A 26110-nucleotide genomic window follows, 5' to 3' on the forward strand; every position below is an offset into this window, starting at 1 on the left:
CGGCCGCGCCGGCTGCGTGCCAGGGACAGCGGGTTGCCGGCGAGGTAGCCGGCGTCCACCAGCCAGGCGAACAGCGTATTGAGGATCACCATCGCATGCCGCGCGCTGGCCGGGGAGAGCGGGCCGGCGAACGGCCGCCAGTCCGGCGCGCCGCGCGCAAGCTTCTTGCGCGACGCCATCACCCAGCGCCAGGCGGGCTGGGGATCGGCCAGGAAACGCTCGTACAGCAGCAGGTCCTCATGGGTGAGCGACGACAGCGGCTTGCTGTGCTGCAGGACGGCCCACAGCAGCAAGCGCTCGACCTCGCGCCGATAGGTCTGCAGCGTGGCCGGCGTGTCGGTATAGCGTGCCAGCCAGGCGGTGACGGCGGTCAGGAGACAACATGAAGCCCACTTAATTCTCCATGCTGCGTCGCCGCACGATCCTCCGCGCCGATCCACCTGCGCGATCGCGCGTCGCCGGACGCGGTGCAGACGCGCCCTATTGCTTGCCGGGCCGCAAGTCGGCAAGGATCGAAGCGATGTTCCCGACATTCTCCAGGTCCAGCACGGCATCGATGACGCGCGCGATCTGGGTTTCGGGAATGACATGCCGCGCGTTCTCGCGGAACTTCTGCGCCAGCTCTTCCGTACTCATGTAGCTGGCCGGGTCGGGGGATGGGCTTCCCTTCGGATAGCGCCGCTCGCCGACAAAGGTTTTGCCGCGCGCTGATACTTCAATCTTCGCCGGCCGGCTGGCTGCGTGGCCGGTCAGCAGCGTCACGTAGTCGGGGTGTACCTCGTGCTCGACCTTGTCCATCAGCCGCATCACGGATTCACCGAAGACCAGTTTCGGTTCCTGCCAGGCCTTGCCCGGCGGCACGCGATGCGCACCCAGCGCGATGCCGTGCGCAATGCTGAACTGCGCATCGTGGACGTGCCGGATATCGCGATTGAGCCATACCGGCTGTTCGACGAAGCCCTCGACCCAGACCTTGATGCCATCGATTTCATCCGGTCGTAGTTCGTTCTGGTCGACGATCTCGTTGAGACTGTCCAGCAGGGCATGCAGGATGCGGCAGTGCGGATAGGGCTTATAGGCCTGCTCGGTCGGGAATTGCCAGTCGGCGCCGAGTGCCGCGAGGATCCGGTCCGGTTCCCAGCGGGTAGTGCCGATAAAGCGCGGGAAGCCATATTCCCGGTCATCGAGGATCTGCAGGTCGCCGCGATGGCCGAACTCTGCCATGTGGGCGGCGGTCATCGCCGCTTGCGTCAGCGCACCGGCAAGCAGGTACTTGATCGTCGAACTCGGCGCGTGCTGGAACCAGGCGACCTGCGAGTTCACCGGACTGATGCTGCCGGCAATCCCCAGTGCATGCGCTGTCGCCTCCGCGCCCAGTCCCTTCAGCTTGACGATGGCCGCGGTCGCGCCGAACACGGTGCTGCTATAGCCGTAGATCTTTGGCGGCAACACCTTCCCGTCCTTGGTGTCCCGCAGATAGTCCATGGCCTTGCCGATCCGATACGACATCTCGTGCGAGACGGCCAGCGCGGCGATGAGGTGCTGGCCGGACAGCCCCATCGCTTCGCCGACCGCCAGCGCGCCGGGCAGGACATAAGGTGTCACATGGCCCGGGGGCACCACAGCGTCCATGTCGAGGGCATTGATCAGCTCGCCGTTGGCGAAGGCCGCGCCAACGACCGACACCCGCTGGTCGGTGCCGATGATGGTGGCGTTGCCCGCCGCCCCGCTCATCAGCGTGCCGTAGTCGATCCCGATCTTGCCCTTTGGCTGGTCGACGGCGGCAAGCGCGCATCCCAGCGAATCGAGCACAATGCGCTTGCATTCGTTCACGACCGCCGGCGGCAGGGTGCTGTATCCGCTTTGTTGTGTGAAGGCCGCCAGCTGCTGGACGATGGTTTCTGCCATTGCATTCTCTCTTGGTGATGTGTTTGGCGCCGTTGCCGGCGCACGTGCCGGTCGCGGCAAGGACGCCTGGCGGTGGTTTGATCTATTCCTTGGGTATACCCAGGTCCGCAACGACCTTGATGTTGCGCTGCAGGTCGTGCCGCAGGAACGCTGTGAACTCCTCCGCAGACATGTTGCCGGCTTCGGCGCAGTCCTTGCGGAACCGTTCGCGCACGGCCTGACTGGCTTGCGCAGCCTTCAACGCCTTCGCAAGCCGCATGACGACGGGTGCCGGCGTACCTGCGGGCGCCGCGAGGCCCATGTAGACATGGAAGCTGTAGTTGGGCAGGCCCTGCTCCGCCAGCGTGGGAATATCGGGAAATGCCGGCAGGCGCTTGGGTGACGAGACCGCGAACGCGCGCAGCTTTCCGTCCTGGACGTATGGCCCGGAAGAGTTGACACCGTCGAAGATCATGTTGACGCGTCCACCAAGCACGTCTGGCATGGCACCGGCATTACCCTTGTAGGGGACGTGAAGCATCCTGATGCCCGCCTGGTGCACGAACAGCGCAGCGGCCATATGGGTACTGGTGCCGACCCCTGCCGTGGCGTAGGTCATCGAGCCCGGGCTGGCTTTCGCGTGGGCAACCAACTGGGGCAAGGACTTGTCAGGCTGGGCGGAGAAGCCCACCATCAGCAGCGGAGCCTTGTTCATCATGCCGATGCCCGTGAAGTCCCGCACCAGGTCATACCCGGGTTCCAGCTTGGTGGCTTGGGCCAGCGCGAGTGTGTTGGCTGTGGCGAGAATCGTGTAGCCGTCCGGCTTCTGGGCCTTCACATAACGAATGCCAAGCATACCGGCGGCACCCGCCATGTTTTCCACGATGACGGGTTGGCCAAGGTCTTCGGCCATCTGCTGCGCCACGGATCGCGTCGTGACGTCGAGCAGCGCCCCGGGCGCCGAGTTCACGATGATCCGCACGGGCTTGCTCGGATAGGCGTCAGCTGCGAACGCAGTAGTTGCGCTTAGCGCGATGATGATGCCGCCCCACAGGCGGTGAAACTGACGGGTCATTCCTGTCTCCTGCATGGATTTCCTTTTCCTTACTGGCACCTTGTGTGGCAGAGCGCGCTTGTGTCATCCATGTTCGGAAACGGGAACGGGAAGGTCAATGCATAGCTTGCCTGCGTTCCGTACAGTGGCGGAAGGGCGAGCTGCGGCGAGCGTGTAGCTTTCGCATCTCGCATCTCTCGGGTTCCCGCAGCGTGCATTGCACTGCGCCGCAGGCAGTCCTGGCGCGCAGCACGCCCGATGTTGTGCGGCGGCTGCCGACGCTTGGCGAACACAGCAAAGAAGTTCTGGCTGAGGTGGGTTACGACCGATCACAGGTGCGAGCCATGCGCAACGCCGGCATCGTCTGATAGCACGATTCGGACCACGAGCAATTCGCACAATGCGAACTGGTGGTTCGCCAGTGACTACTTGAGCGCAACCTGCTTGCTCCACTAGCATTGAAGCACAGCAAAGGGGGCCTGCTCGAGCCAAGCCAGGCAGGGAATGCGTGGCGGCGACGCGTAATTAACAGTTGTAAGGCAATTGAAGTGATAAGGGTCCGGCCGGATGTCGGTGGGCCGACAAGAAAGGAGACAGTAGTGCCAGCAAATCAATCACGTCCGCTCGAAGGGATCCGTGTACTGGACCTGACCGTGGCGCTTGCGGGGCCATATGGCTCGTTGTTGCTTGGCGGGATGGGCGCGGAGGTGATCCGCGTGGAAGCGCCGGGTGGCGGCGACATTGCACGCACCAATCCGCCGTTCGTGGGCAGCCATGGCATCCACTTCGGCCAGCGCGAGGACCACGAGGTATCGCTGACGGTCCTGAACCGGGCGCGCAACAAGAAGAGCATCACGCTGGACCTGAAATCGGAGCGGGGCCGCGAGCTGTTCATGCGGCTGGCCGAGGAATCCGACGTGGTGATCGAGAACTTAAGCGAGGGCACCACCGCCAAGCTCGGCGTGGGTTACCAGCAAGTGAAGCAGCGCAATCCGCGCATCGTCTATGCATCGGTCAAGGCGATGGGCGAGCCTAGTGCCTTCCCGGGACTCAAAGGCATGGACATCATCGTCCAGGCGCTCAGCGGCCTGATGGAGGTCACCGGCTACGCCGATGGTCCGCCGACGCGCTGCGGCCTGCCGATCGCGGACCTCGTCGCGCCGATGTATGTCGTCAACGGCATTCTGGCTGCGCTGATCCACAGGGGCCGCACCGGCGAGGGCCAGTGTGTGCAAGTGTCAATGCTGGATTGCCTGGCGTCGTGGGTGGCCGAAGAGCACTTTGACGTCATGGGACGGGAGGGCTACCCCTCGCGCACCGGCAACTACCACGACCGGCTTGCGCCGTTCGGCGTCTACCCGACGCTGGACGGGCATGTAGCGATTGTCGCGTTCCAGCCGGACTGGATGCGCGGGCTGCTGGAATCGATCGGCCAGCCTGAGTTGCTCGATGACCCCCGGTTCAGCGGCCGCGGGCCGCGCATGCGCAATGCCGCGGTACTCAACGAGGCAATCGCAGGCTGGACGACGCAGCGCAGCTCGGCCGAGGTGGTGCGCGAACTGTTGGACAACCGCGGCATACCCTGCGCGCCGGTGCGCAAGCCCAACGAGGTGCTGCACGACCAGCGGCTGCATGACAGCGGCGCGCTGATGAACCTGGCCCACCCCGAGTTCGGCCCCGTGGACGCGGTGGGCATGGGCCTGCCGATCCGGTTCTCGGCGACGCCTTCGCAGTTCGACCAGCCTGCTATGGAGCTGGGCGGTGCAAACGAGGAGATCTACGGCAGGCTGCTCAAGCTCAGCCAAAAAGAGATCGAGGCATTGCGCGAAACGGGGATCGTCTAGCCATTCCCCGCCGGCTCATTCAACAGGACATCATGCAATGATTTCACGCCGTACTTGCCTGCAGTTGCTACCCGCGCTGGCAACGCTACCCCTGTCGGCATTCGCGCAGGCCTACCCGTCGCGCCCGGTCCGCTTTATCGTGCCTCTGAGTCCGGGCTCTGGTACAGACGTCGTTGCGCGCTACACGAGCGCTGAGTTGGCGAAGACGATGGGCGGGACGTTCGTCGTCGAGAACCGCATGGGCGCCAGCGGGATCATCGGCACAGATCTGGTAGCAAAGGCGCCCGCCGACGGTTATACGATCCTGTTCAACTACGCGGCGCACTACTCGAACCAGTTCGTGGAGAGGACGCCGTATGATGCGGTCGGCGACTTCGAGCCGATCGCGCGCCTGGCGACTTCGGCGATGGTGCTGGTCACTGCGGCGAACTCGCCGTTGCGAACGGTGCGGGACCTCATTGCCGCCGCGAAACGCAAGCCAGACGGGCTGTCGTATGGCTCACCCGGTAACGGCACCACGCCGCAGATGGCGGCGGCGCTGATGAGCAATATGGCCGGAATCCGGATGAACCACGTTGCATACAAGGCGCCGGCGCAGGTCGTGATCGATGTGGCGGGCGGACAGCTGGACGCCGGCTTCGGCGGCGTGGCCACGTCGCTGCCCCTGGTGAAGGCGGGGCGCTTGCGGGTGCTGGCCGTGACCAGCAAGCAGAGGTCGAGCTTCTTCCCCGACGCGCCCACCCTGGACGAGGCCGGCCTGAAAGGCTATGAACTGCTCACCCCGATCTGGGCATTTGTCCGCCGCGGCACGCCGCAGCCGATCGTCATTCAGTTGTCCGACGCCATGACCAAAGCCGCTGCGGCGCCGGCGTTCAAGGCGTTCTGCACCAGCCAAGGGCTGGAGGTCGACATCCAGGACGCTGCCAAAGCCGGCGCCAATGCGCCGGCCGAACTCGAGCGCTGGAAGAAGCTGGTGGCTTTGTCGCAGGTGAAGGCAGGATGACTATGCCTGCATGCTTAGGGTTTTCTCCCCCTCCCGCGTCCGGAAGGGGGACAACCCAATCGGCGATTGGGAGGTGCTGCAGCAATTGGCTCAGGAAGCTACGGCCTGCGCCTGCCGCGCCTGCTTGCGCACCGGCTTAGGCCGGACGCCTTCAAACAGAATCGTGCAGAGTTCATCGATCACCTTTTCGGGCGAACCCTTCTTCGGGTTGAACCAGGTCTGCACTGAAGTAATCGTGCTCAGGACGAACACGCGGCACAGGGCGATGTCGATGTCCTCGCGCAGGTGTCCTTCGGTGCGCAGGTCTTCCAGCATGCCGCTCCAGAACGCCTGATGCTGGGCCCGCCGCTTTAGATGGCGCTCGCGCACCTTGTCCGGCAACTCGGCCAGTTGGCGTCCATGCGCCAGGGCGTAGTCGCCATACTTGATCATTGCGCCGAAGAGGCCGAGCAGGCCGGCGCGGAAGCGCTGCTCGGCGTTGGCGCCTGGCGGGAGCGCCGCGATGCGCGCCTGCGTGTGCGTAAAGATGCTTTGGGCGCCGTGTTCCATCACAGCGTCCAGCAGCTCCTCCTTCGAGGAGTAGTGGTAGTAGATGCTGGCCGCTTCGATGCCGGCCTGATCGGCAATCCCGCGCATGGTCGTGGCGGCATAGCCTTGCGTGCCAAAGGCGCGCGCCGCCAGGCGCATCAGATTCTCGCGGGTGTCCACAGTGGTGGCGTTGGCCTGGCGTTTTGTCATGACTTATGAGGACCTGAGCCGGTTTCCTAGCAGGGTTGTGGGGATACTCCCCATGGAAGTTACTTCATCGGACGCGCAAAATCTACCTAACGTTTGTGGGAGTACGCCCGGAGGGCCGGACCGGAACACGGTCAGGCATGGAATAGGTCGGCAATTCACATCCGGCGGGTCCGGAAATGGCACCGCTCTGGCGTAGCCGAGGCTGGCCGCCTCGACGTCGTTCATGCCGGCCACGGGCTCGTCCAGCAGCAGGCGGGGCTTCATCGTCAGCGCGCCCATCATCGTGACGGGTCGCAGGTGCCCGTTGGCACAGAAGCCGGTGGTCTGGTGCCGGTGGACTCCGCCAGCATGTTGTCGAGCACCGTCGCCTGTAGCACCAGGCGGAAATTCTGGATGGACTGCGCCACACCGGTGCGTGCCAGCTAGCTGGCACGCCTCCATGGCGGGACATCCTGGCCATCCAGCTTTCACATGAGGTAGTACCGCCGCGTCAAATGCGTAACCCGGTTTGTCCTGTACTTTGAATTCGCGGAGAGAGAAGCCCGCGAGCTCAGGACTCCTTCGACAACTGCGCGATGTGCTTCCAGTGCGCATCTTCCTTCGGCAAGTCAGCCTGGAACTGGCGCCGATCGGCGATATCGACGTACATAGACTGATGAGCGCAGAACTCCTTGAACGCGGGCGATTGAGCGATCCGCACCAGCTCTTCGGACAGGCGCTCGACGATGTGGGCCGGCGTCGCAACGGGTGCCAGAGCGCCGATCCACGACGCGACCTGGAAGCCCGCGACCCCGGCTTGCGCGGATGTCGGGACGTCCGGGATCTCGCCCCAGCGCCCGGTGCTGGTGACGGCGAGGCCGCGAAGCTTGCCCGCCTTGATCATCGGCACCACGCTCGGCGCGCCCTGGCAGGTGAAGTCCACCTGGCCGGCCATGACGTCCGTCACAGCAGGCCCGTTGCCCTTGTAGGGGATATGCTTGGCGCGCGTCTTCGTCAGGTCATTCAGCATCACTGAGCAGAGATGGGATGTGCTGCCTGCTCCCCCAGATGAATATGTGATCTCGCCCGGCTTGCGTTTCATGGCCGCGATCAGGTCGCCCAGGGTCTTGTAAGGCGAGTCGGCCTTGACCACGATCCCCAGCGCGGAACTGCTAACCTTGGCTATTGGCGCGAAGTCCTTGACCGGGTCAAACGTGACCGGCCCGTCGGTAAACCAGCGCGTGGTCAGGTGGGGAACACCGGCGAACAGTACCGTGTAGCCGTCTCCGGGAGCCTTTGCCACGGCATCCGTGCCAATGAGCCCGCCAGCGCCGGCACGATTGTCCACCAGGACCGGGGTTTTCAGGCTCTTTGCCAGGGCCTCGGCAACGAATCGCGCAGTTATGTCGACCGCCGTGCCTGGGGAGGCCGGCACGACAATTCGGATCGGCCGCGACGGAAATTGCTGCGCAAAGGTCGACGGCGCGCAGGCGACGGCACCTAGTGACGCTAGTGATTTCAGGAAATTCCTTCTGCTGAACATAGTGTCTCCTCTCTTATACCTCGACGATAGACGCGGCCGGCGGGCTGGGCAATCGGCACTGGTGTGCCGTTCCGTGCTTTGAGAGCAGGCGCGGCGTTCGCCTCTCAAAGCACGGAACGGCATGGGCTGGCGAGTTGAGTTCCGGGGCGAGGGCGCGCACGATCGGCATGTGGCGGAAGTACGCGCGGGGGGCGTCGGCGAGCCTGCGTCAGGCAGACCCCCCCCGGCAATACGGACCGCTCTCGCGCCCATTTCAGGTGGCGCGCGGAAACCGGGCATAGCTATCAGGAGACCATCGTGGGACCACTTGCTGGAGTGCGCATCGTGGAGCTGGCTGGCATCGGGCCGGCTCCCTTTTGCGCCATGTTGCTTGCCGACCTCGGCGCGACGATCATCCGCGTCGACCGGAAGGAGCCGTCGGGGCTGGGCCTGTCGCGGCCGCTACAGTTTGATCTGGTGTTGCGCAACCGAAAGTCGATTCAGGCTGACTTGAAGGATCCGGCCGAGCTGGAACTGGTTCGCACGCTGATCGACAAGGCAGATGCGCTGATCGAGGGATTCCGCCCCGGCGTCACCGAGCGGCTCGGGCTCGGGCCTGAGGCGTGCCTCGCGCGCAATCCCAGGCTGGTGTATGGCAGGCTGACGGGCTGGGGCCAGGATGGCCCGCTGGCCCAGACCGCGGGGCACGATATCAACTATATCGCCATCACCGGACTGCTCAGCGCGATCGGACGTGAGGGCCAGCCGCCGACGGTGCCGCTCAATGTCGTCGGCGACTATGCCGGCGGCTCGGTCTATGCCGCACTCGGCATCGTGAGCGCCATCCTGGAGGCGCGTTCCTCGGGCAAAGGCCAGGTGGTCGACGCGGCAATCGTCGATGGCGTGGCGTCGCTGCTGACTGTACATACCGGGCTACGGGCTGCGGGCCTGACCGGATCGGAACGAGGCACCAACCTGCTGGATTCAGGGGCGCCTTTCTACGATGTCTACGAGTGCGCCGACGGTAAATACGTGTCGATCGGCCCGATCGAGTCCAAATTCTATCAACAGCTGCTCGTACGACTGGAGTTGGACCCATCGGCGTTGGGCAAGCAGGCTGACCGCGCTGACTGGCCAACCGCCCGCCGCGTGTTTGCGGCGCAGTTCCGGACGAGGACCCGTGCGCAGTGGACGGAGCTGCTCGAAGGCAGCGACGTATGCTTTGCGCCCGTGCTCGACCAGGAAGAGGCGTTTGAACATCCGCACCTGAAGGCGCGCGGCACCTTTGTCGAGGTGGATGGCGTGATGCAGCCGCGCCCGGCGCCGCGCTTTTCTCGTACCTGCGCCGCCGATCCTGTTCCCCCGGCCGCGGCAACGCCGGAGAATGCCGCTCTGGCACTGGCCGAATGGCTGTCCAGGGAGGAACTCGACAACCTGGCGGCCGCCGGCCGCATCCAGAATGGAGCAACGCAATGTTGAAGCGCCGCACCTTCCTGCAGTCGCTGCCGGCGCTGGCGGCTATGCCGGCATCGTTCCCGGCTTCGGTGCTCGCCCAGGCCTATCCCTCCCACCCGGTGCGAATCATCGTGCCCGTCAGCCCTGGCTCGGGCAGCGATGTCGTGGCGCGCTATATGAGTGCCGAACTGACGAAGGCCCTGGGCACCGCGTTTGTCGTGGAGAACCGCCTTGGCGCGAGCGGGATCATCGGCACGGATTTCGTGGCCAAGGCGGCACCGGACGGCTACACGCTGCTGTGCACGTACGCCGCGCACTATTCGAACCAGTGGGTCGAGAAGACGCCATACGATGCGGTCAGGGATTTCGAACCGGTCGCGCGGCTGGGCATGTCGGCGCTGCTGCTGACTACTGCGGCAAATTCGCGGTTCGGCACGGTCCAGGATGTCATCGTGGCGGCGAAGCGCAAGCCCGGGAGCGTGTCCTTCGGGTCTTCCGGAAATGGCACTACGTCGCACATGGCGGCGGCGCTGATGAGCAGCATGGCCGGCATTGATATGACCCACGTCCCGTACAAGGGGCCGGCGCAGGTCGCGGTCGATACGGCGAGCGGCCAGGTCGACGTCGGCTTCGGGGGCGTGGCCTCGTCGCTGGCTCTGATCAGGGCGGGACGATTGCGCGTGCTGGCAGTCACCAGCCGGCAGCGTTCAAGCCAGCTTCCGAGTGTCGTGACGATGGACGAGGCCGGCCTGAAGGGCTATGAGCTGATCTCGCCGATCTGGGTCATGGCTCCACGTGGCACGCCGCCTGCCATCGTCTCGCAGCTGTCCAGGGCAATGACTGCGGCGGCTGCGACGCCCGCTTTTAAGTCTTACTGCATTGGGCAGGGGCTGGAGGTCGATATCGCGGATGCCGCCGCGGTTCGCGCCAGTGCGCCGGCTGAGCTGGAGCGGTGGAAGAGGTTGGTGGCCCTGACGGAGGCCAAGTCAAAAGCTGGCTGAAAGCCAGCCGATAAGTCTCCGACAAGGAGAACGAGCCGACCAGGTCGGCTCGCTTGCTTTATCACGAAAACGCAGGTAGTTACACCAACCGCATAATCTCTTCGTCAGGCGCCCGGCTCGTCCTGAAGCTGTTCGCCGCATGATCGGGATCCGCGTAGCCAAACGAAATCGCGCAGATCATCTTGCGGTCGTCGCCGATGCCAAAATGCGAGCGCACAAACCTGGCGTGCCGTGCCAGCGCCCCCTGCGGCGTGGTGGCAACACCGTGCGCGTGCGCGGCCAGCAGGAGCGAAGCGATAAACCCGCCGCAATCGACAGCCGCGTACGGCCCCAGATCCGCAGCCATCGTGACGATGGCCACATGCGGCGCCCCGAACAGCCGGAAATTCTCGAAGCCCTGGCTAGCGCGGCGCTCGCGGTCGTGGCGTTCGATGCCCAGTGCTTCATAGAGCCGGTAACCCGTTTCCTGTCTGCGTTGGGCGTGGACGCCGCGATACTCTTCCGGGAAGGGCAGGTCCGAATCGACCTCGGGTGAGCTGGCGGCGTGCTCGGCCAGCGCATTGCGAAACTGCTCCGTGGTCGCCTGCGAGCCGATGACCAGGTGCCAGGGCTGCACGTTGCACCAGGATGCGCTCTTCTTGGCAACGTTGACGATGCTTCGGATCACCGCGTCCGGCACGGCTTTGTCCAGGTATGCGCGGCACGTGAAGCGCTCGGACATCAATCTTGTGAGGGTGTCGACGTCGCTCCCGGACGGGCTGCTGACGGGGTCCTGCTGCATTGCTATCTCCTGCTGACTTTCATGAGGGCCAACCTGGCACACTGGGTTGGGTCGGCGCGCGTCCTGCCTAATGCTATTGCTTAGTGCGTCAAGGCCATCAGGTCTGCGGCCTTGATGCGCGGATCCATCGTCCTGAGCGTGGCCAGCAGCGTCCGCGCCCGGTCTTCGCCAAGCACGTCAACCGTCAGCTCCATGAATTTCGCGTCCTGGTCCGCTTCGGACATGGGATTCGCCTGGGAACCGATCGGATCTTCCACGAATACGTGCTCGGATGTGCCGTCACGGAAGGTCACCGTGACATCGGCCACGAACTTGCCGGGGTAGCGCTGCTCGAGTTCCGGCGCCTCGGTGATGCCGATGCCGCGCGCCACCTCCTTCACCGGGCCCATGTCGAGCTTGCCGTCCAGGTAGTCCCGGTGCACCTTGTAGCCATTGCCCATACCGAGCACGGCGAACGCCATCTGCGTTGGCAGGCTGAACTGAACGTGCTCGATATTCTTCGGCTCGTACGCGTTGGCGTTGGCTGTGCCGACAACCACGTTGAAGGCGGGATGGATACGGGCCTGGATATCGGCAATCTCGGCACGGCGCGCCGCGAACGGGCGGATTGCGTCGATATATGCATGGGTGCAATAGCAGGCACAGTACGCCTTGAGCCAGACCGTGCCGATTTCGAAGGGCGAGTCGAGGCGGAACCGCTCCTCGGCCCGATCGCCGGGGCCACGCAGCAGGAGGGTGCGGAAGAAGCCTTTGTTGCCGCTCAGGAAGGCGCGCGGCCCGGTGATGCCGGCCTGCGCCATGCCGGCCGAGATCATGCCGCTGCGCGTCCCGATGCCGGCGTGCAGCCGCTTGACCGAGCCGCCGGTGGAGGTGTACTCGGTCGTGCCGCCCGCGTGGCTCAGGGCGATGGAGAGCGCGTGCAGCGTGGTTTCCGCGTCGAACCTGCGCAACTTGGCCGAGACTGCCGCGGCGCCGAAGCTAGACAGTATGGCATGCGGGTGATATCCGCGCTTGAGCAGGTCCGGCGCCGCCAGCACGCCGATCCGGGTGTAGACCTCGTAGCCGGCAACGATCGCGGTGATGACCTCCTCCAGGGTCGAGCCCAGTTCCTCGCCGATCGCGAGCGCCGCGGGAATCACGCAGCTGCCGGGGTGGCTGGCGCTGGCGCCGTGGGCGTCGTCGTACTCGAAGCCATGACCATAAGCGCCATTGACGAAGGCGGCGTCCGCGGCACTCATGGTAGCGGTGCTGGCGGCCACCCGGCTGCATCCGGGGCGTTGCTGGCCGGTGGCGAATGCCAGCACCTGGCGCGACCAGGGCATCTGCGAGGTGCCGATCTGCAGCGCGAGCTGGTCGCGCATGAGCCGGCTGACGCCGGCATGCGCCGGCGCATCGAGGTGGTCGAAGGTCAGGTCCTGGATCAGTCGAACCACTGCCTGCTCGAGGGGTGGGCAGTCGGCTGGCGAACAGGAATCGGATTGGCTGGTAGTCACAGGTGCGTCCCCTGGGAAAAGTGTCGTTGATGCGTCGCCCGGTCGATGGCGACATGCACTGGCAAGGTGACCAGATTCCTCGCAAGCATTGGGGCTGTCAATCCGAGACGGACTCCGGTTCCGTACAGTGAGCGCAAGCCGTGCCCGGGGTGAGCGGGTTATTCGTCGATTGGTGTCAGGGCGATCCCGGACGGGTTGCTGCGCCAAGCATCGTCACCACGATCACGGCGAATGCCGCAAACAGGATCAGGTCACTGCCCGGCATCGCCTCCGTCTGTGCCAATGCCGTGCAGGCCGGCCGGACATGACGGTATACTCGTGCTACGATTCGCGGCGCGAGCACTTCCTGCTGCAACGCAGCATGCGCGCGGCGCCTGGCTTGGCGAAAGACCAGTTCCCGACCGAAGGAGACACAATGAGCACGCTGAGCGTGCATGGCCTGACCCGGCGGGTTGACCTGTTTACCCTGCGGCTGTTCCTCACCGTGGTGGAAGAGCGCCAGATCCGGCGCGCTGCCATCCGCGAGAACATTGCCGCCTCCGCGGCAACCAAGCGCATCCAGGATCTCGAAGACATTGCCGGCGTGCAGTTGTTCGAGCGAAATCCCGGCGGCGTGGCGCCGAGCGCTGCCGGCGAAGTCCTGGCGCGCCATTTGCGCCTGCTGTTCGAGAACCTGGAGGACATGCGTCGGGAACTCGGCGAATTCTCCGAAGGCATTCGTGGCCATGTCGCTGTGGGCACCACAGGCGCCGTCATCATCCAGTACCTGGCGCGCGAGATCGGCGAATTTTCCCGCAACTTCCCGCTGGTCGAGCTGGAACTGAAACAGGACGCCAATACCAACCTGGTGCGTTCGGTGGTGGCGGGTGATGTCGACCTGTCGGTGTATATCGCCAGCCCGGATATCGACGATGAACCGCTGGACAGCCTCCCGTACCGCCTCGACCGCCTGGTCGCGCTGGTACCGCATGGTCACCCGCTTGGCGAGCAGCCCGAGGTGGCCTTGGCCGACCTGATCCGCGAGCCGTTCATCGCCATGCACGCGAATACCACGCTGATGTCCGACGTCAACCGCGCTGCGCGCGAGATCGGCCAGGTAGTGCATCCCAAGTTCACGATCAATGGTCCCGAGGCGGCGCGCAGCCTGGTTGAGGCGGGCCTTGGCGTCACCATCCTGCCTGAGTGCATGGTGTCGCTAGAGGCCAGCACGCGCTCGACAGTGCTGCGGATTCCCGAGCCATGGACGACCCGCAGCGTGCGGATCGGCACGCGCCGCGGCAAGGCGATCACGGCGGCGACACGCGCGCTGATCCGCCAGTTGACCGAGCAGCCTGAGCCGGCGTCATCCTGAGCCAGTCGTCCAGCACACCCGATGCCGGATCGCGATTGGCGAAGCGTCGCATCGCGGAACACAACTTGGCGTATCGTCGTCTGCTGATTACCCTTGAAACGTAATGGGACGCTGCATAGTGGCATGCACATGCAAGTCCCGCGTTTCAAGGGGTTTCACCCATGCCCGACGCCGCGACCGGCCGCTATTTCGAGGACTTTGTCATTGGCAGCGCCTGCCGCCACGCCATCCGCAAGACCATCTCGGAGGCCGATAGCCTCCTGTTCAGCACGCTGACCTATGGCATGGAGCCATTGCACGTGGACCAGACGTATGCCGAAGCCGCACCATATGGCATGCGTGCCGTCAACAGCATCCTCCTGCTGGGGCTGGCATGCGGCATCGGTGCGGCCGGACTGGCAGGGGGCCTGGTGCCAGGCACCGTTGCCTTCAGCGACGTGCGCTTCACGCGGCCCGTCTTCATCGGCGACACCATCCATGTTGAAAGCGAGGTGCTGGACAAGCGCGACGACCCCGCGCGCCCCGACGCCGGCCTGATCGAACTAGAGCGCCGGGCCTATAACCAGCGCAACGAGGTGGTGGCCAAGTTTCGCTGCCTGCAACGGTTACCGAGGCGCCATCCGGCGGGCTGAAGCCGTCCGTGCATCGCCGATTCGCGCAATGCGAATCGGCGGTTCGCCAGTCAACACTTGAGTAAAACCACCTGGTCCACCTAGCATCAAGGCCACGGGATCTCCCAAAAAATTTTTCGCCGTTCATCTAACGGTTGTAAGGCAGCAATCATTACCAGGAGACGAGGATGAGTATTAGTGCCATGAAACCGATGCGATCCATGATGTTCGTGCCGGGCAACAAGCCAGGCTGGATCGAGAAATCGGTGACAGCCAAAGCGGATGCGCTGATCTTGGATCTGGAGGACAGCGTGCCGCCGGCCCAGAAGGTCGAGGCGCGTGAGATCGTCAAGTCCAAGCTGGACTGGCTGGCCGGGCAGAAACAGCGCCTTTGGGTGCGCATCAATCGCAGCGCACACCTGTACGACTACGAAGACATCCTGGCCATCGTCAATCCGGTGGTCGAGGGCATTGTCATTTCGAAGCCCTGCGGCCCCGAGGACATTCATACCGTCTCATCCATGCTGGCCGAGGCCGAATATCGCGCCGGCGTGCCGGTGGGCCACACCCGGGTGATTCCGCTGCTTGAGACCGCCCGCTCGCTGCAATACGCCTACGAGATCGCACAGCACGAGCGCGTGCCCGCCATCGTCGGCGCCACGGCCAAGAACGCCGACGTGGCCCGTGCCCTGAAGACCGTCTGGTCGCTCGACGGGCGCGAGACCCTGTACCTGAAGTCGCGCATCGTCATGGCCGCACGCGCCGCGGGCAAGCTGCCCATCGGCGGAGTATGGCAGCAGGTGCATGACCTGGAAGGGCTCAAGGTCTCGTCCGCCAACGACCGCCAGTTGGGCATGAGCGGCGAGTTGGTGCTGCACCCCTCCAACGTCGAGATCGTCAACAAGACCTACAGTCCCACCGAGGAGGAAGTGGCTTTCTACCAGGGAATGATCGATGCACTGGAAAAGGCCCAGGCCGAGGGCCGTGCCTCATGCATTTATGACGGCGAGCACATCGACATCGCGCATGCGAAGACGGCGCACGAAATTATCGAGCTCGCACAGTCGTTCAACAACTGATTGGGACCCCTCAAGGAGATAGAAAAATGGCTGGCCTTTACTTCGAAGAATTCAAGCCCGGCATGGTGATCGAACACGCCATCCGCCGCACCGTAACCGAGACCGACAACGTCCTGTTCTCGGCCATGACCTACAACTGCGCACCGCTGCACATCGATGCCGAATACAGCAAGAATACGTTCTACGGCCAGCGCTTGGTCAACAGCATGTTCCTGCTGGCGCTGGTAGCCGGCATCACGGTGTACGAGACCACGCTGGGCACCACGCTGGGCAACCTCGGCTTTGGCGAGATATTTTTCCCCAAGCCCACCTTCCACGGCGACACAATCCGCGTAGAGACTGAAATCCTCGAAGCCCGCATCTCCAAGAGCCGCACGGACTCTGGCATCGTCACCTTCAAGCACGTTGCCAAGAACCAGCGCGACGAGATCGTATGCACCGCCGTGCGCACTGGGCTGATGATGCTGCGCCCTGCCGATAAGGCCTGATCTCACACCTGCAGGAGTTAAGCAATGGACTACCAACTCAGCGCCGATCAGCTCGCCATTGTCGATGCGGCGGAAAAGATCTGTGCGGACTTTCCGCTCGAATACTGGCGGAACAAGGACAAGAGCCACGCGTTTCCGCACGAGTTCTTCGACGCCGTTGCCAGTGGCGGCTGGCTCGGAATCTGCATGCCGGAAGAATTCGGCGGCGCGAACCTTGGCGTGACTGAAGCTGCGCTCTTCCTGCGCACTGTGGCCGAGTGCGGCGGGCAGGCGGGAGCTTCCACTATCCACATGAACATCTTCGGCTTGCAGCCGGTCGTGCATTTCGGCACGGATGCGCAGAAGAAGGCCTGGCTGCCGCCCTTTGCCCGCGGCGAGCACAAGGCGTGTTTCGCGGTTACCGAGCCGGACACGGGCCTTGATACCACCAAACTCAAGGTTGTGGCGAAGAAGCAGCCCGATGGGAATTACCTGATCTCGGGCAAGAAGGTCTTCATTTCGACCGCGCAGGTCGCCGACCACATACTGATTCTCGCGCGCACCACGCCGGTTGAGGAGGTCGAGAAGCACGGCGAAGGGTTGAGCTTGTTCTACGCCAAGCTCGACCGCAAGTATGTCGACATTCGGGAGATCGACAAGCTTGGCCGCGGCGCTGTCGACACCAACGAGTTGTTCATCGACGATCTGCCGGTTTCCAAGGACTCGCTGATCGGTGAGGAAGGCAAGGGCCTGAAGTACATCTTCCACGGCATGAATGCGGAGCGCGTTTTCGTCGCCGCCGAGCAGGTCGGCATCGGCCGCGCGGTGCTCAAGCTTGCCACGCAATACGCCAAGGACCGCGTCGTCTTTGGTCGTCAGATCGGCAAGAATCAGGGTGTCCAGCATCCGTTGGCCCGCAATTGGGCGGAGCTCGAGGCCGCTAACCACATGCTGTTCGCCGCCGCCGATCTCTACGACAAAGGAATCTCCTGTGGCTCCGAGGCTAATGCGGCAAAGCTGCTTGCATCCGAAGCTTGCATGAACGCTTGCCAGACCTCGATCCTCACGCATGGTGGCTTTGGCTACGCGAAGGAGTATCACGTGGAACGATTCATGCGCGAAGCTTGGATCGGCTACATTGCGCCCGTCACCCCGCAGCTCATCCTGTCGAACATCGCCGAGCGTAAGCTCGGGCTGCCGAAGTCGTATTGAGCACAAACGGGCCTGCTCTGATGGCCGCATCGCCTAAAGCCGGCCCCATTGCCGGCTGGCGTAAATGATGTGTAACTTCGTGGCCCACAACGTCGCAATGTGAAGCGGTGGTTCGTCAATCACTACCGGTGGGTTTGCCGAATTCATATCGAGGGCCGCGGCAGGCAGTCTGGAATAACGGCTCGGCCCAATGAAGGCCGGACCGGAAAAAATGGAGACAGCCATGGCAACCGTTCAAGCCGTGATGCAATCGAATCGTGATCTCGACAAGGGTGACGTGCGGGTGGTACCGCTGGCCCGCGGCCTGGCCGTGCTGGCTGCATTCAGTGCTGAGCTTCCGTGGATGGGCAACCAGGAGATTGCCACGGAGACCGGCATTCCGGCGCCTACCGTATCCCGGATGCTGCATTCCCTGGCAGCACTCGGCTATGTGCGCTACGACGAGAGCCGGCGCAAGTACCGGCTTGCCTCGGCCGCATTGACCTTGGGCTACGCGGCCGTCTCGGGCGACTGCGTGCAACGCGCAGCCCGCATCGAGATGCAGAAATTTGCCGACGCCAGCGATACCCATGTCATCCTGGGTGCGCGCGACCGGCTCGATGTCATCGTCAATGAATCGCAGGTCGGCAAGAATGTCCATCTCGACACGCACATTGCTGCCGGGATTCGCGTGCCGATTGCTTCGTCCCCGATGGGCTGGGCACTGCTTGCCGCATTGCCGGAACGGGAGCGCTTCTACCTCCAGAGCAACGTCGAACGCAAGAGCGGCCGTGACTGGCCCTCGCTGCGCAGGCAAATGGCCGAGGGCATGTCACAGCTCTACCAGTACGGCTTCTGCATGTCGTCTTGCGGGCGCGAGCTGGCTTCGGTTGCGGTAGCTGTCAGCGTGCCGGGACATCCTTCAGTGGTACTGGCCAGCGTTGGCCGCAGCGCGGGCATGAATCGCGCCAGGATGGAGCGGGAGTTGGGCCCGAGGCTTGTTGCGACGGCGCATGCCTTGGAGGAGCGCTTGAGTACGCGTCACTGATGCCGCAGTGGCGCCCGGGAAGGCGCCGCGAAATAGGGCATGTCGAGCTGCTCGGGCACGGCAAGGGCGACCGACATATTGAGCGGATCCGCCAATTCCTGCAGGAAGGGATGCACGCGATCGGTGACCGGGTTGGTTCCCAGATAGGTGTCCCCGATGGGGGGAAGCCGGAGCCAGCTCGAGCGGGACGCGGACCCGCCGGTTACCTCGCTTGCCAATGCCTTGGTTGTACCGACTCCGGCCGCTGTCATAGGGCTGGGGTACGAGTCCTGCGCACTCTCCGAGTGCGCAGGAACCGGCGCCGGAGGCTTGGCTATTCCGCCGGCGGACTCAGAACTTGTGGCGTATGCCCATGGCTGCGCCGAACATGCCGGTCTTGTTGTTGCCCAGGAAGTAGCCGTTGGCGAAACTGATCGCGGACGTGTCGAAGTTGAGACCGCTGTTCTTGGAGTACGCCGTTGTCAGATAGATATCGGTCCGCTTGGAGAGGTTGTAATCGGCAATGAACGAGACTTGCCACGGATTTTTGATATTGGTGCCGGCGAGGTTCTTGACGTCATCGTAATAGTAAGCCAGCGTCAGGCCTAGCGCGGAAGTAACCTGGTAGTTGCCGCCGATCCAGTAGTAGTCGTCACGCAGAATCGTGGCGGTGGTCGGGCTCGTGTTCCGGCCCCAACGATAGCCGCCGGTGACCTTCGCGCTACCGAAGCTGTAGCTCGCCGCTACCGCGGCCTTCTTGACCGTGCCGGTACCGCCGGCCGCGTCCAGGGTGGGATTGTATTGATCGTAAGCAATGGTTGCCGCAACCGGTCCCGTCGCGTACGCGAGTGCGCCACCGTAGCCGGTATCACGGCGGAACTGCCCCGGAACTTCGCCCGAACCGGCCACGCCATTGCCGAATGACCAATGCGCCAGCGCGCTCAAGCCCCCGAACTGGCCGGTGTATTTCGCGACATTATCCGAACGGAAGTTCAAGCCGGTCTGCGCGATGAGCGGCTCATACTGAAGCGAGAAGCCGGTAGGAGAGAAGTTCGTCAGCGCGTCGAACAGGCTGGTGTATTGGCGCCCGAAGGTGATCTTTCCCGCAGTGGCATGCTCGATCCCCACAAAGGCCTGGCGACCGAACAAGCGACTGCCTTGCTGAGACTTGCCGTCGTCGCTGCCGAAGCCGCTCTCCAGCACGAACACCGCCTTCAAGCCGCTGCCCAGATCTTCGACGCCGCGAAGACCCCAGCGCGACCCGGAGAGCCCGCCGGAGCTCATCCTTGCCACGTTGCTGCCGGGCCCGGTCGCGAAGCCATTCGCCGCGTTTGGCGTCACCGTCGACATATTGGTGACGTACTCAACGTTGGAGTCGAGTACGCCATACAGAGTCACACCCGTCTGCGCCTGTGCTAAGCCCGCAACCAGCATCGCGGGAGCGGCGGCGAGCCACTTCTTGCCATGACGAACTTGCTTGATCGATATCATTCCTTTGCTCCTCCTTCTCGTTTGATGAAAAAAATGCTGCCTTCAGTTTCTGTGCCTGTTCGCTTGCAATCGTCGCCGGCGCATTCTTGGACGGGCCTGTGATCGACCGGCGCGGCGCTGTTAACTTCATGTGCACGGTGGATGCTGGATTGCCGGTCTGGCACCGGTCAATACAGCGGCTTCGTGTGTTCCGTACCTTGAAAAAGCAGCCTTGGGATGAGGCGGTCGATCCTCGTGTGGCAAAAAAATAGGACGCTTGCGGGAGTGCGGGGGAGGGGAGCTACGGTAGCGTTGGATCTAGCCCAGCGATGAATCAGCTCCAGTGGCTTCCGGTCGGGGAATCGTCCCTGGCGCGCCACGGCAACAAGTCGTTTGTGAAGCAGTGTTCGGAATCGCTGAATGCCCGGTTCGTGTCTTCGAGCTTTACAGGCGCGAACGATGGCCCGAGACTTGAGGACAAATGCAGCATGCAGCGGTATGGCTGTCTGCTGACTGGATTCGACTCTCTGCCGCGGTACCTGCTGTCCTGATCGTCTCTTCGCTACCCGCTTTCCCACGCGTCCTTTCGATCGTACCGCCGCGGTCTTGCTCCCTGCATTTGCCTCGCGGCATTGCATCGCGCCGGGCTGGCTCGCGCCCTTGTCGCGCTAGCCGGCAATTGGAGAGTCGAAGCAACGATTTCCTATCCAAGAAAGTCCATCATGAAAAAAATCGGGAGTGTACTCGTCGCCAATCGCGGCGAGATTGCCATTCGGGTCATGCGTGCCGCCAGTGAACTCGGCATGCGTACGGTCGCGATCTACTCGCATCAGGACCGGTTTGCGCAACATCGCTTCAAGGCCGACGAAAGCTATCTGGTCGGCAAAGGCCGCAAGCCGGTCGATGCCTATCTCGATATCGGCGAAATCCTGCGCGTCGCAGTCGAAGCCGGCGTCGACGCGATCCACCCCGGATACGGCTTTCTCTCGGAAAACCCGGAGTTTGCCGAGCAATGTGCAAAGGCTGGCATTGTCTTCGTCGGGCCGACGCCGGAGGTCATGCGCCAGCTCGGCAACAAGGTGGCCGCGCGCGCGCTGGCGATGAGCGTGGGGGTACCGCTGATGCCCGCTACGGGCGCTTTGCCCGACGACGATGAGGAAATCCGGCGCCTGGCGGTGGAGATCGGCTATCCGGTCATGCTTAAGGCAAGCTGGGGCGGTGGCGGGCGCGGCATGCGAGCCATCGCGCGCGAGGGGGAGCTTATCGAGGCTGTGGCCTCGGCCCGGCGCGAAGCGATGGCTGCATTCGGCAACGATGAGGTGTATCTCGAAAAATTCATCGCGCGCGCCAAGCATGTCGAGGTGCAGATCCTAGGCGATGCGCATGGCAATATCGTTCACCTGTTCGAGCGCGATTGCTCGGTACAGCGACGCAATCAGAAGGTGGTCGAACGGGCTCCAGCGCCCTATCTTGCCGAGGAACAAAGAAGGGCGCTATGTGGCGAAGCGCTTAAACTGGCAAAGACGGTGGGATATACGCATGCCGGCACGGTAGAATTCCTCATGGATGCCGACACCGGGGCTTTCTACTTCATTGAAGTCAATCCGCGTATCCAGGTCGAGCACACGGTAACGGAAGAAGTCACGGGAATCGACATCGTCAAGGCACAACTGCGCATTTCGGAGGGCGAGCGCATTGGTGGCGTGGATGCCATCGTGCCAGTCCAGGATGCGATCCGGCTGCGCGGCCATGCGGTGCAGTGCCGCGTGACGACTGAAGATCCCGAGAACGGGTTCGCACCCGACCACGGCAAGATCACCACCTATCGAAGCGCGGCGGGATTCGGTATCCGCCTGGATGCCGGCACGGTCTATTCCGGCGCGATCGTGACGCCATACTACGATTCACTGCTTGTGAAGGTCACCTGCAAGGGACGCGATCCGCAGGAGGCGACCGAGCGGATGAGCCGGGCGCTGCGGGAGTTCCGCATCCGCGGGGTAGCGACCAACCTGGCCTTCCTGGAGAACGTGATCCAGCACCCGGATTTCCAGTCCGGCAACTGCACCACGCGGTTCATCGACAAGACGCCGTCCCTGTTCCAGTTCACGCAGCGCAAGGATCGCGCTACCAAGATCCTCAGCTACATCTCTGACGTCAACGTCAACGGCCATCCCGACATGAAAGGGCGATCCATTCCGCGCGCCCTGGTATTCGAGCCACCGCTGCCGGCCGTCGGCGACATGTCTGCCGTTCCTCCGGGATCTCGCGATCTCCTTGCCAAACTGGGTCCGGCGGGCCTGGCAGCCTGGATGCGGGAACAGAGGGCCGTACTGCTGACCGATACAACCATGCGGGACGCCCACCAATCCCTGCTGGCGACCCGCATGCGCACGCATGACATGGTGGCGATCGCACCGGCCTACGCGCGCCAGCTCGCCGATCTCTTTTCGCTGGAGTGCTGGGGCGGAGCCACCTTCGACGTGGCCATGCGTTTCCTGAAGGAGGATCCATGGCAGCGCCTGGTGCAGCTGCGGCAGGCCGCGCCCAATCTCCTGTTCCAGATGCTGCTGCGCGGCGCGAACGGTGTGGGCTACACCAACTATGCCGACAACGTGGTGCGCTACTTCGTGCAGCGCGCAGCGGCGGAAGGGATTGATCTGTTCCGGGTATTCGATTCGTTCAACTGGATCGAGAACATGCGTGTGGCGATGGATGCCGTGCTGGAGGCAGGCGCTCTTTGTGAAGGCACCATCTGCTACACCGGGGACCTGCTCGATCCGGCTCGCAGCAAGTACGGCATCAAGTATTACGTCGACCTGGCCAGGCAACTGGAGAAGGCGGGGGCGCATATTCTCGGTGTCAAGGACATGGCGGGCGTGTGCCGGCCACAGGCCGCCACGGCCCTGATTACCGCGCTCAGGAATGAAGTCGGGCTGCCCATCCATTTTCATACGCACGACACCAGCGGAGGCTCCGTGGCCACGGTGCTCGCGGCGGTGGCGGCAGGCGCGGACGCGGTGGACGGCGCGATGGACGCCATGAGCGGACTGACCTCGCAGCCGAGTCTTGGCGCGATCTGTGCGGCGCTGGAACATGATGAGCGGCGGCCCGCAATCCATTACCGAAGCCTACAGCCGGTATCGCGATACTGGGAGGCCGTACGTGGCAACTACGCGCCGTTCGAAGCGCAGATGTGCGCAGGCACGTCCGACGTCTATCGGCACGAGATGCCGGGTGGACAATATACAAACCTGCGGGAGCAGGCGCGCGCCTTGGGGCTGGATGACCAATGGCCAGCCATTGCCCAGGCGTACGCGGATGTGAATGTCCTGTTCGGTGACATCGTCAAGGTCACGCCATCCTCCAAAGTGGTCGGTGACATGGCCCTGCACATGGTGGCAAACCAGCTTTCGCCCGCGGATGTCGCGGATCCCGAACGGGAGATCGCCGTGCCGGATTCGGTGGTCTCCATGTTCCGGGGTGAAATGGGTTATCCCGCCGACGGCTTTCCGGACGCATTGCAGAAGAAGCTGGCCAAAGGGGGCGTGCCAATCGAGGGGAGGGCGGGTGCGCATATTCCCGCCGTCGATCTGGAGGCGGTGCGCGTGCAGGCGGGACGGGAAATCGGGCGGGATTTGAACGACAACGACCTTGCCTCGTATCTGATGTACCCCAAGGTATTCAGGGAGTTCAGCGCGCACCAGGAGCGGTATGGCGACGTGTCGATTCTGCCTACGCCGGTATTCTTCTATGGACTGGCCGCGGGGCAGGAAATCACGGCAGAGCTGGAGAAAGGCAAAACCCTGTTCATCGGCCTGAGCGCCCAGGCAGAGGCCGACGCGGACGGCTCGGTACGGCTGTTCTTCGATGTGAACGGCCAGCCGCGCGCTGTGCGGGCGAGCCTGCGCTGCGCGGAGCGGGCGGCAGATACGCGCATGGCCGAGGCCGGCAACGCCTCCCACGTCCCGGCGCCGATGCAGGGCACCGTGATCGCGGTCCCGGTCCTGCCCGGCCAGGTGGTGGAGAAGGGCGACACCGTGGCCGTGATCGAAGCCATGAAGATGGAGTGCAACGTGCCGGCGGAGTCGTCCGGGGAGGTTCGCGCGATCTGTGTCAAGGCAGGCGAGACGGTCCGTACGGGGCAACTGCTTGTGGAGATTGCGTATCAGACTCCAGTTACGGAGGGTGAAGTCGCTGTAGCGTTACGGGAATTGGCATGATGAAAAAGAATCAGACGTCGATCCATGCACGCAAGCGGTTGCCGGCTACGCCGGAGACGATGCTATCGGGCTTCGCCGGCTGAAGTTTCCCTATCCCAGGCGGCGCAGCGGTGAAAGCTGCCGCGCCTCCCAGCATCGCCGGGGCATGCGCCTGGCGCGCGACGATCAGTCGCTACCCATCAGGAAAGGCGGCAATCTTCAGCTTCCGTTTGCGTTGCGCTCCTCATCCAGCATACGCCGATAGGGCGGCAATGCCGTGAAGAATAGCCACGCGGCCACAAGCGCAGCCGCAGCGCATACGATGCCAACCGAATGCCCCACCATCCTGGGGTCACCGAATCCCTTGTCGGTGACCAGCGCGATGGCCGTGGGACCCACGCCGAAGCCGATCAGTTGTGCAAAGAAGGTGTACAGCGAGGCGACGACGCCGCGCATGCGGCTTGGCGTGCCAATCTGGATGGCGGCGGCGACGATCCCGGTCGGCACGCTGCTGAGGAAGAAGGCGCCTGCGATGGCGACGAACGCGCCGGTAACGCCCGGCATCAGCGGGATAGCGGCGCAGGACACCGCGGTGAGGGCCAGGGACGCCGCGGCGATGCGAAGCGCGGCGTCTTCGTTGCCGCGGCGCTGCAGGATCTGCTTGATCCACGGTCCTGCCAGGACCCCGGCGGAGCCGAACAAGATGACGACCGCACCGAATCGATAGCCCAGCATCGCGGGAGACATCCCGTGGTAGCGGATCAGGAACGCAGGCAGCCAGGCCGGCATGGCGAGTATGACGACGCCCAGCATGCCCACCGCGAGATAGATGCGCCCGTAGAATCCGCGGCGCTGCCAGAGGAAGGCGCTCGCCTCCCGAACCGTGAAGTGCCGGTCATCCGCGGTTGCCCGCAGCATTTGGCTGCGTACCGGCTCCCGCACGGTCAGCAGCACCGCGGCGAGCAGGAATCCCGGTACACCGACCATGATAAAGGCGAGCTGCCAGGTCGGGAGGTGTGCAAGGGAGGGAAAGTAGAGATGCAGGTCAGCCGCAAAGCCAATCACCAGGCTGCCGGCCACGAGCGAGAAGCCGCCGCCCAGCGGGGGGCCGAGCATGAAGAGGCTGAGGGCGCGTGGCGCGCGGCGTGCGGAAAAATAGTCGGAGATGAGCGACCACCCTACCGGAAGCACGCAGGCTTCGCTGGCGCCCACGCCGAAGCGGGCAACGAACAGTTCCGTGTAGCTGCCGGCGTACCCGCACAAGGCGGTGAAGATGCTCCAGGTGCAGACACCGAACAGCAGGATGTTGCGCCGGTTAGTGATGTCGACGAGCCGCCCAAAGATCGGGGCGGCCAGCAGATAGGCGGAGATGAATGCCGCGCCCTGGATGATGCTCAACTCCGTGTCGGAGATCAGCAGCGAGCGCTTGATCGGATCGACAAGCAGATTGAGCAGTTGCCGGTCAATGTATGCGAGCGAGTAGGAAAACGTCAGCAGGGCGAGGACGTACCAGGAGTGGGGGCTGTCGACGACCGTTCGGCCTGGCGATGTGTGCGGCGCGGTTGGCTCCGCGGCAGGTCTTGTGCGGGCAGTGGCCTGTGTAGGGTGATTCATGTCTCCATCCTTGATGGTGCCGTTGCAGCGCGCGCAGCGCTTTGGTTTCGCACCTCGGATGGGTGCGTTTCATCGGTTTCACGAATGGGCGGGCGGTGAAGGTAACGTGCGTGACCGTGCGAGTCTGCCGGGGCGCCGGTTGCCACTGTCAGCCAGTGGTGTCGAGTAGTCTGGGAGACCAGGCGGGCCGCGTCAAAGAGAGTCTGGGAGCCGTTCCGTACAACGGAGGCTGCGGTAGCGCGGACGCACCTTGCCTGCACTACCCAGTATCACGGCGCGCCCCTCGGATCAGGGCATGAGCAGACACACTGCAAGCGAGGGATGTGCTGTCATGCGGCTGCAAC

General features: G+C 63.7%; 19 protein-coding genes and 2 pseudogenes. 11 read left to right on the forward strand and 10 right to left on the reverse strand.

The features are described from left to right. From AC1DS6_RS02390 to AC1DS6_RS02400, 3 genes and pseudogenes are all read right to left on the reverse strand, one after another. Window positions 1-398, reverse strand: a pseudogene (locus AC1DS6_RS02390) (tyrosine-type recombinase/integrase); the annotation flags it as partial. 82 nt (window positions 399-480) lie between these two features. Next, window positions 481-1908, reverse strand: coding sequence for an MmgE/PrpD family protein (locus AC1DS6_RS02395; protein WP_477101882.1), 1428 nt, complete (start codon window positions 1906-1908; stop codon window positions 481-483). Between the two features lie 82 nt (window positions 1909-1990). Beyond that, window positions 1991-2962 (reverse strand): Bug family tripartite tricarboxylate transporter substrate binding protein, encoded by a 972-nt coding sequence (locus AC1DS6_RS02400; protein WP_477101883.1) that lies wholly within the window; start codon window positions 2960-2962, stop codon window positions 1991-1993. Between the two features lie 578 nt (window positions 2963-3540). Here AC1DS6_RS02400 and AC1DS6_RS02405 point away from each other — a divergent pair. Both AC1DS6_RS02405 and AC1DS6_RS02410 read left to right on the forward strand, forming a co-directional pair. Then, complete coding sequence (locus AC1DS6_RS02405; protein WP_477101884.1) at window positions 3541-4785, forward strand: CaiB/BaiF CoA transferase family protein; 1245 nt, start codon at window positions 3541-3543, stop codon at window positions 4783-4785. A gap of 37 nt (window positions 4786-4822) precedes the next feature. Continuing rightward, window positions 4823-5788: a Bug family tripartite tricarboxylate transporter substrate binding protein gene (locus AC1DS6_RS02410; RefSeq protein ID WP_477101885.1), complete on the forward strand. Its 966-nt coding sequence runs from the start codon at window positions 4823-4825 to the stop codon at window positions 5786-5788. A 90-nt stretch (window positions 5789-5878) separates the two neighbouring features. Here AC1DS6_RS02410 and AC1DS6_RS02415 read toward each other — a convergent pair whose 3' ends face one another. After that, entirely contained in the window at window positions 5879-6526 is a 648-nt protein-coding gene (locus AC1DS6_RS02415) for a TetR/AcrR family transcriptional regulator (protein WP_477101886.1), read from the reverse strand. Window positions 6527-7076: 550 nt separating this feature from the next. Further along, a complete protein-coding gene (locus AC1DS6_RS02420; protein ID WP_477101887.1) occupies window positions 7077-8048 on the reverse strand; it encodes a Bug family tripartite tricarboxylate transporter substrate binding protein in 972 nt (323 codons plus the stop codon). 297 nt (window positions 8049-8345) lie between these two features. Between AC1DS6_RS02420 and AC1DS6_RS02425 the strand changes: the two genes are divergently transcribed. Both AC1DS6_RS02425 and AC1DS6_RS02430 read left to right on the forward strand, forming a co-directional pair. Continuing rightward, the gene (locus tag AC1DS6_RS02425) at window positions 8346-9506 is read left to right on the forward strand and encodes a CaiB/BaiF CoA transferase family protein (protein WP_477101888.1); all 1161 of its coding nucleotides are present in this window, start codon (window positions 8346-8348) and stop codon (window positions 9504-9506) included. Further along, window positions 9500-10483: a Bug family tripartite tricarboxylate transporter substrate binding protein gene (locus AC1DS6_RS02430; protein ID WP_477101889.1), complete on the forward strand. Its 984-nt coding sequence runs from the start codon at window positions 9500-9502 to the stop codon at window positions 10481-10483. The genes AC1DS6_RS02425 and AC1DS6_RS02430 overlap by 7 nt, the downstream gene beginning before the upstream one ends. Window positions 10484-10562: 79 nt before the next feature. Here the strand turns inward: AC1DS6_RS02430 and AC1DS6_RS02435 are convergent, their stop codons facing one another. After that, window positions 10563-11264, reverse strand: coding sequence for a nitroreductase (locus AC1DS6_RS02435; protein WP_477101890.1), 702 nt, complete (start codon window positions 11262-11264; stop codon window positions 10563-10565). A gap of 80 nt (window positions 11265-11344) precedes the next feature. Next, window positions 11345-12757: an MmgE/PrpD family protein gene (locus AC1DS6_RS02440; protein ID WP_477101891.1), complete on the reverse strand. Its 1413-nt coding sequence runs from the start codon at window positions 12755-12757 to the stop codon at window positions 11345-11347. Window positions 12758-13172: 415 nt separating this feature from the next. On the opposite strand from AC1DS6_RS02440, the gene AC1DS6_RS02445 reads away from it, so the two are divergent. From AC1DS6_RS02445 to AC1DS6_RS02470, 6 genes are all read left to right on the forward strand, one after another. Continuing rightward, window positions 13173-14108: a LysR family transcriptional regulator gene (locus AC1DS6_RS02445; protein WP_477101892.1), complete on the forward strand. Its 936-nt coding sequence runs from the start codon at window positions 13173-13175 to the stop codon at window positions 14106-14108. 161 nt (window positions 14109-14269) lie between these two features. Further along, window positions 14270-14740, forward strand: a complete 471-nt coding sequence (locus AC1DS6_RS02450; protein WP_477101893.1) for a MaoC family dehydratase — start codon at window positions 14270-14272, stop codon at window positions 14738-14740. Window positions 14741-14907: 167 nt separating this feature from the next. Further along, window positions 14908-15798, forward strand: coding sequence for an HpcH/HpaI aldolase/citrate lyase family protein (locus AC1DS6_RS02455; protein WP_477101894.1), 891 nt, complete (start codon window positions 14908-14910; stop codon window positions 15796-15798). A gap of 26 nt (window positions 15799-15824) precedes the next feature. After that, window positions 15825-16286 (forward strand): MaoC family dehydratase, encoded by a 462-nt coding sequence (locus AC1DS6_RS02460; protein ID WP_477101895.1) that lies wholly within the window; start codon window positions 15825-15827, stop codon window positions 16284-16286. Window positions 16287-16310: 24 nt separating this feature from the next. Beyond that, on the forward strand, window positions 16311-17477 hold the full coding sequence (locus AC1DS6_RS02465; protein WP_477101896.1) for an acyl-CoA dehydrogenase family protein: 1167 nt from the start codon (window positions 16311-16313) through the stop codon (window positions 17475-17477). A 223-nt stretch (window positions 17478-17700) separates the two neighbouring features. Continuing rightward, entirely contained in the window at window positions 17701-18504 is an 804-nt protein-coding gene (locus tag AC1DS6_RS02470) for an IclR family transcriptional regulator (RefSeq protein ID WP_477101897.1), read from the forward strand. 180 nt (window positions 18505-18684) lie between these two features. Here the strand turns inward: AC1DS6_RS02470 and AC1DS6_RS02475 are convergent. Further along, a pseudogene (locus tag AC1DS6_RS02475) lies at window positions 18685-18789 on the reverse strand (transposase); the annotation flags it as partial. A gap of 45 nt (window positions 18790-18834) precedes the next feature. Next, window positions 18835-19974 (reverse strand): porin, encoded by a 1140-nt coding sequence (locus tag AC1DS6_RS02480; RefSeq protein WP_477101898.1) that lies wholly within the window; start codon window positions 19972-19974, stop codon window positions 18835-18837. A gap of 701 nt (window positions 19975-20675) precedes the next feature. Between AC1DS6_RS02480 and AC1DS6_RS02485 the strand changes: the two genes are divergently transcribed. Next, window positions 20676-24173, forward strand: a complete 3498-nt coding sequence (locus AC1DS6_RS02485; RefSeq protein WP_477101899.1) for a pyruvate carboxylase — start codon at window positions 20676-20678, stop codon at window positions 24171-24173. Window positions 24174-24371: 198 nt separating this feature from the next. Here AC1DS6_RS02485 and AC1DS6_RS02490 read toward each other — a convergent pair whose 3' ends face one another. Beyond that, the gene (locus AC1DS6_RS02490) at window positions 24372-25766 is read right to left on the reverse strand and encodes an MFS transporter (RefSeq protein WP_477101900.1); all 1395 of its coding nucleotides are present in this window, start codon (window positions 25764-25766) and stop codon (window positions 24372-24374) included. Window positions 25767-26110: the final 344 nt, after the last annotated feature.

The organism is Cupriavidus sp. 05L310 (assembly GCF_056398185.1).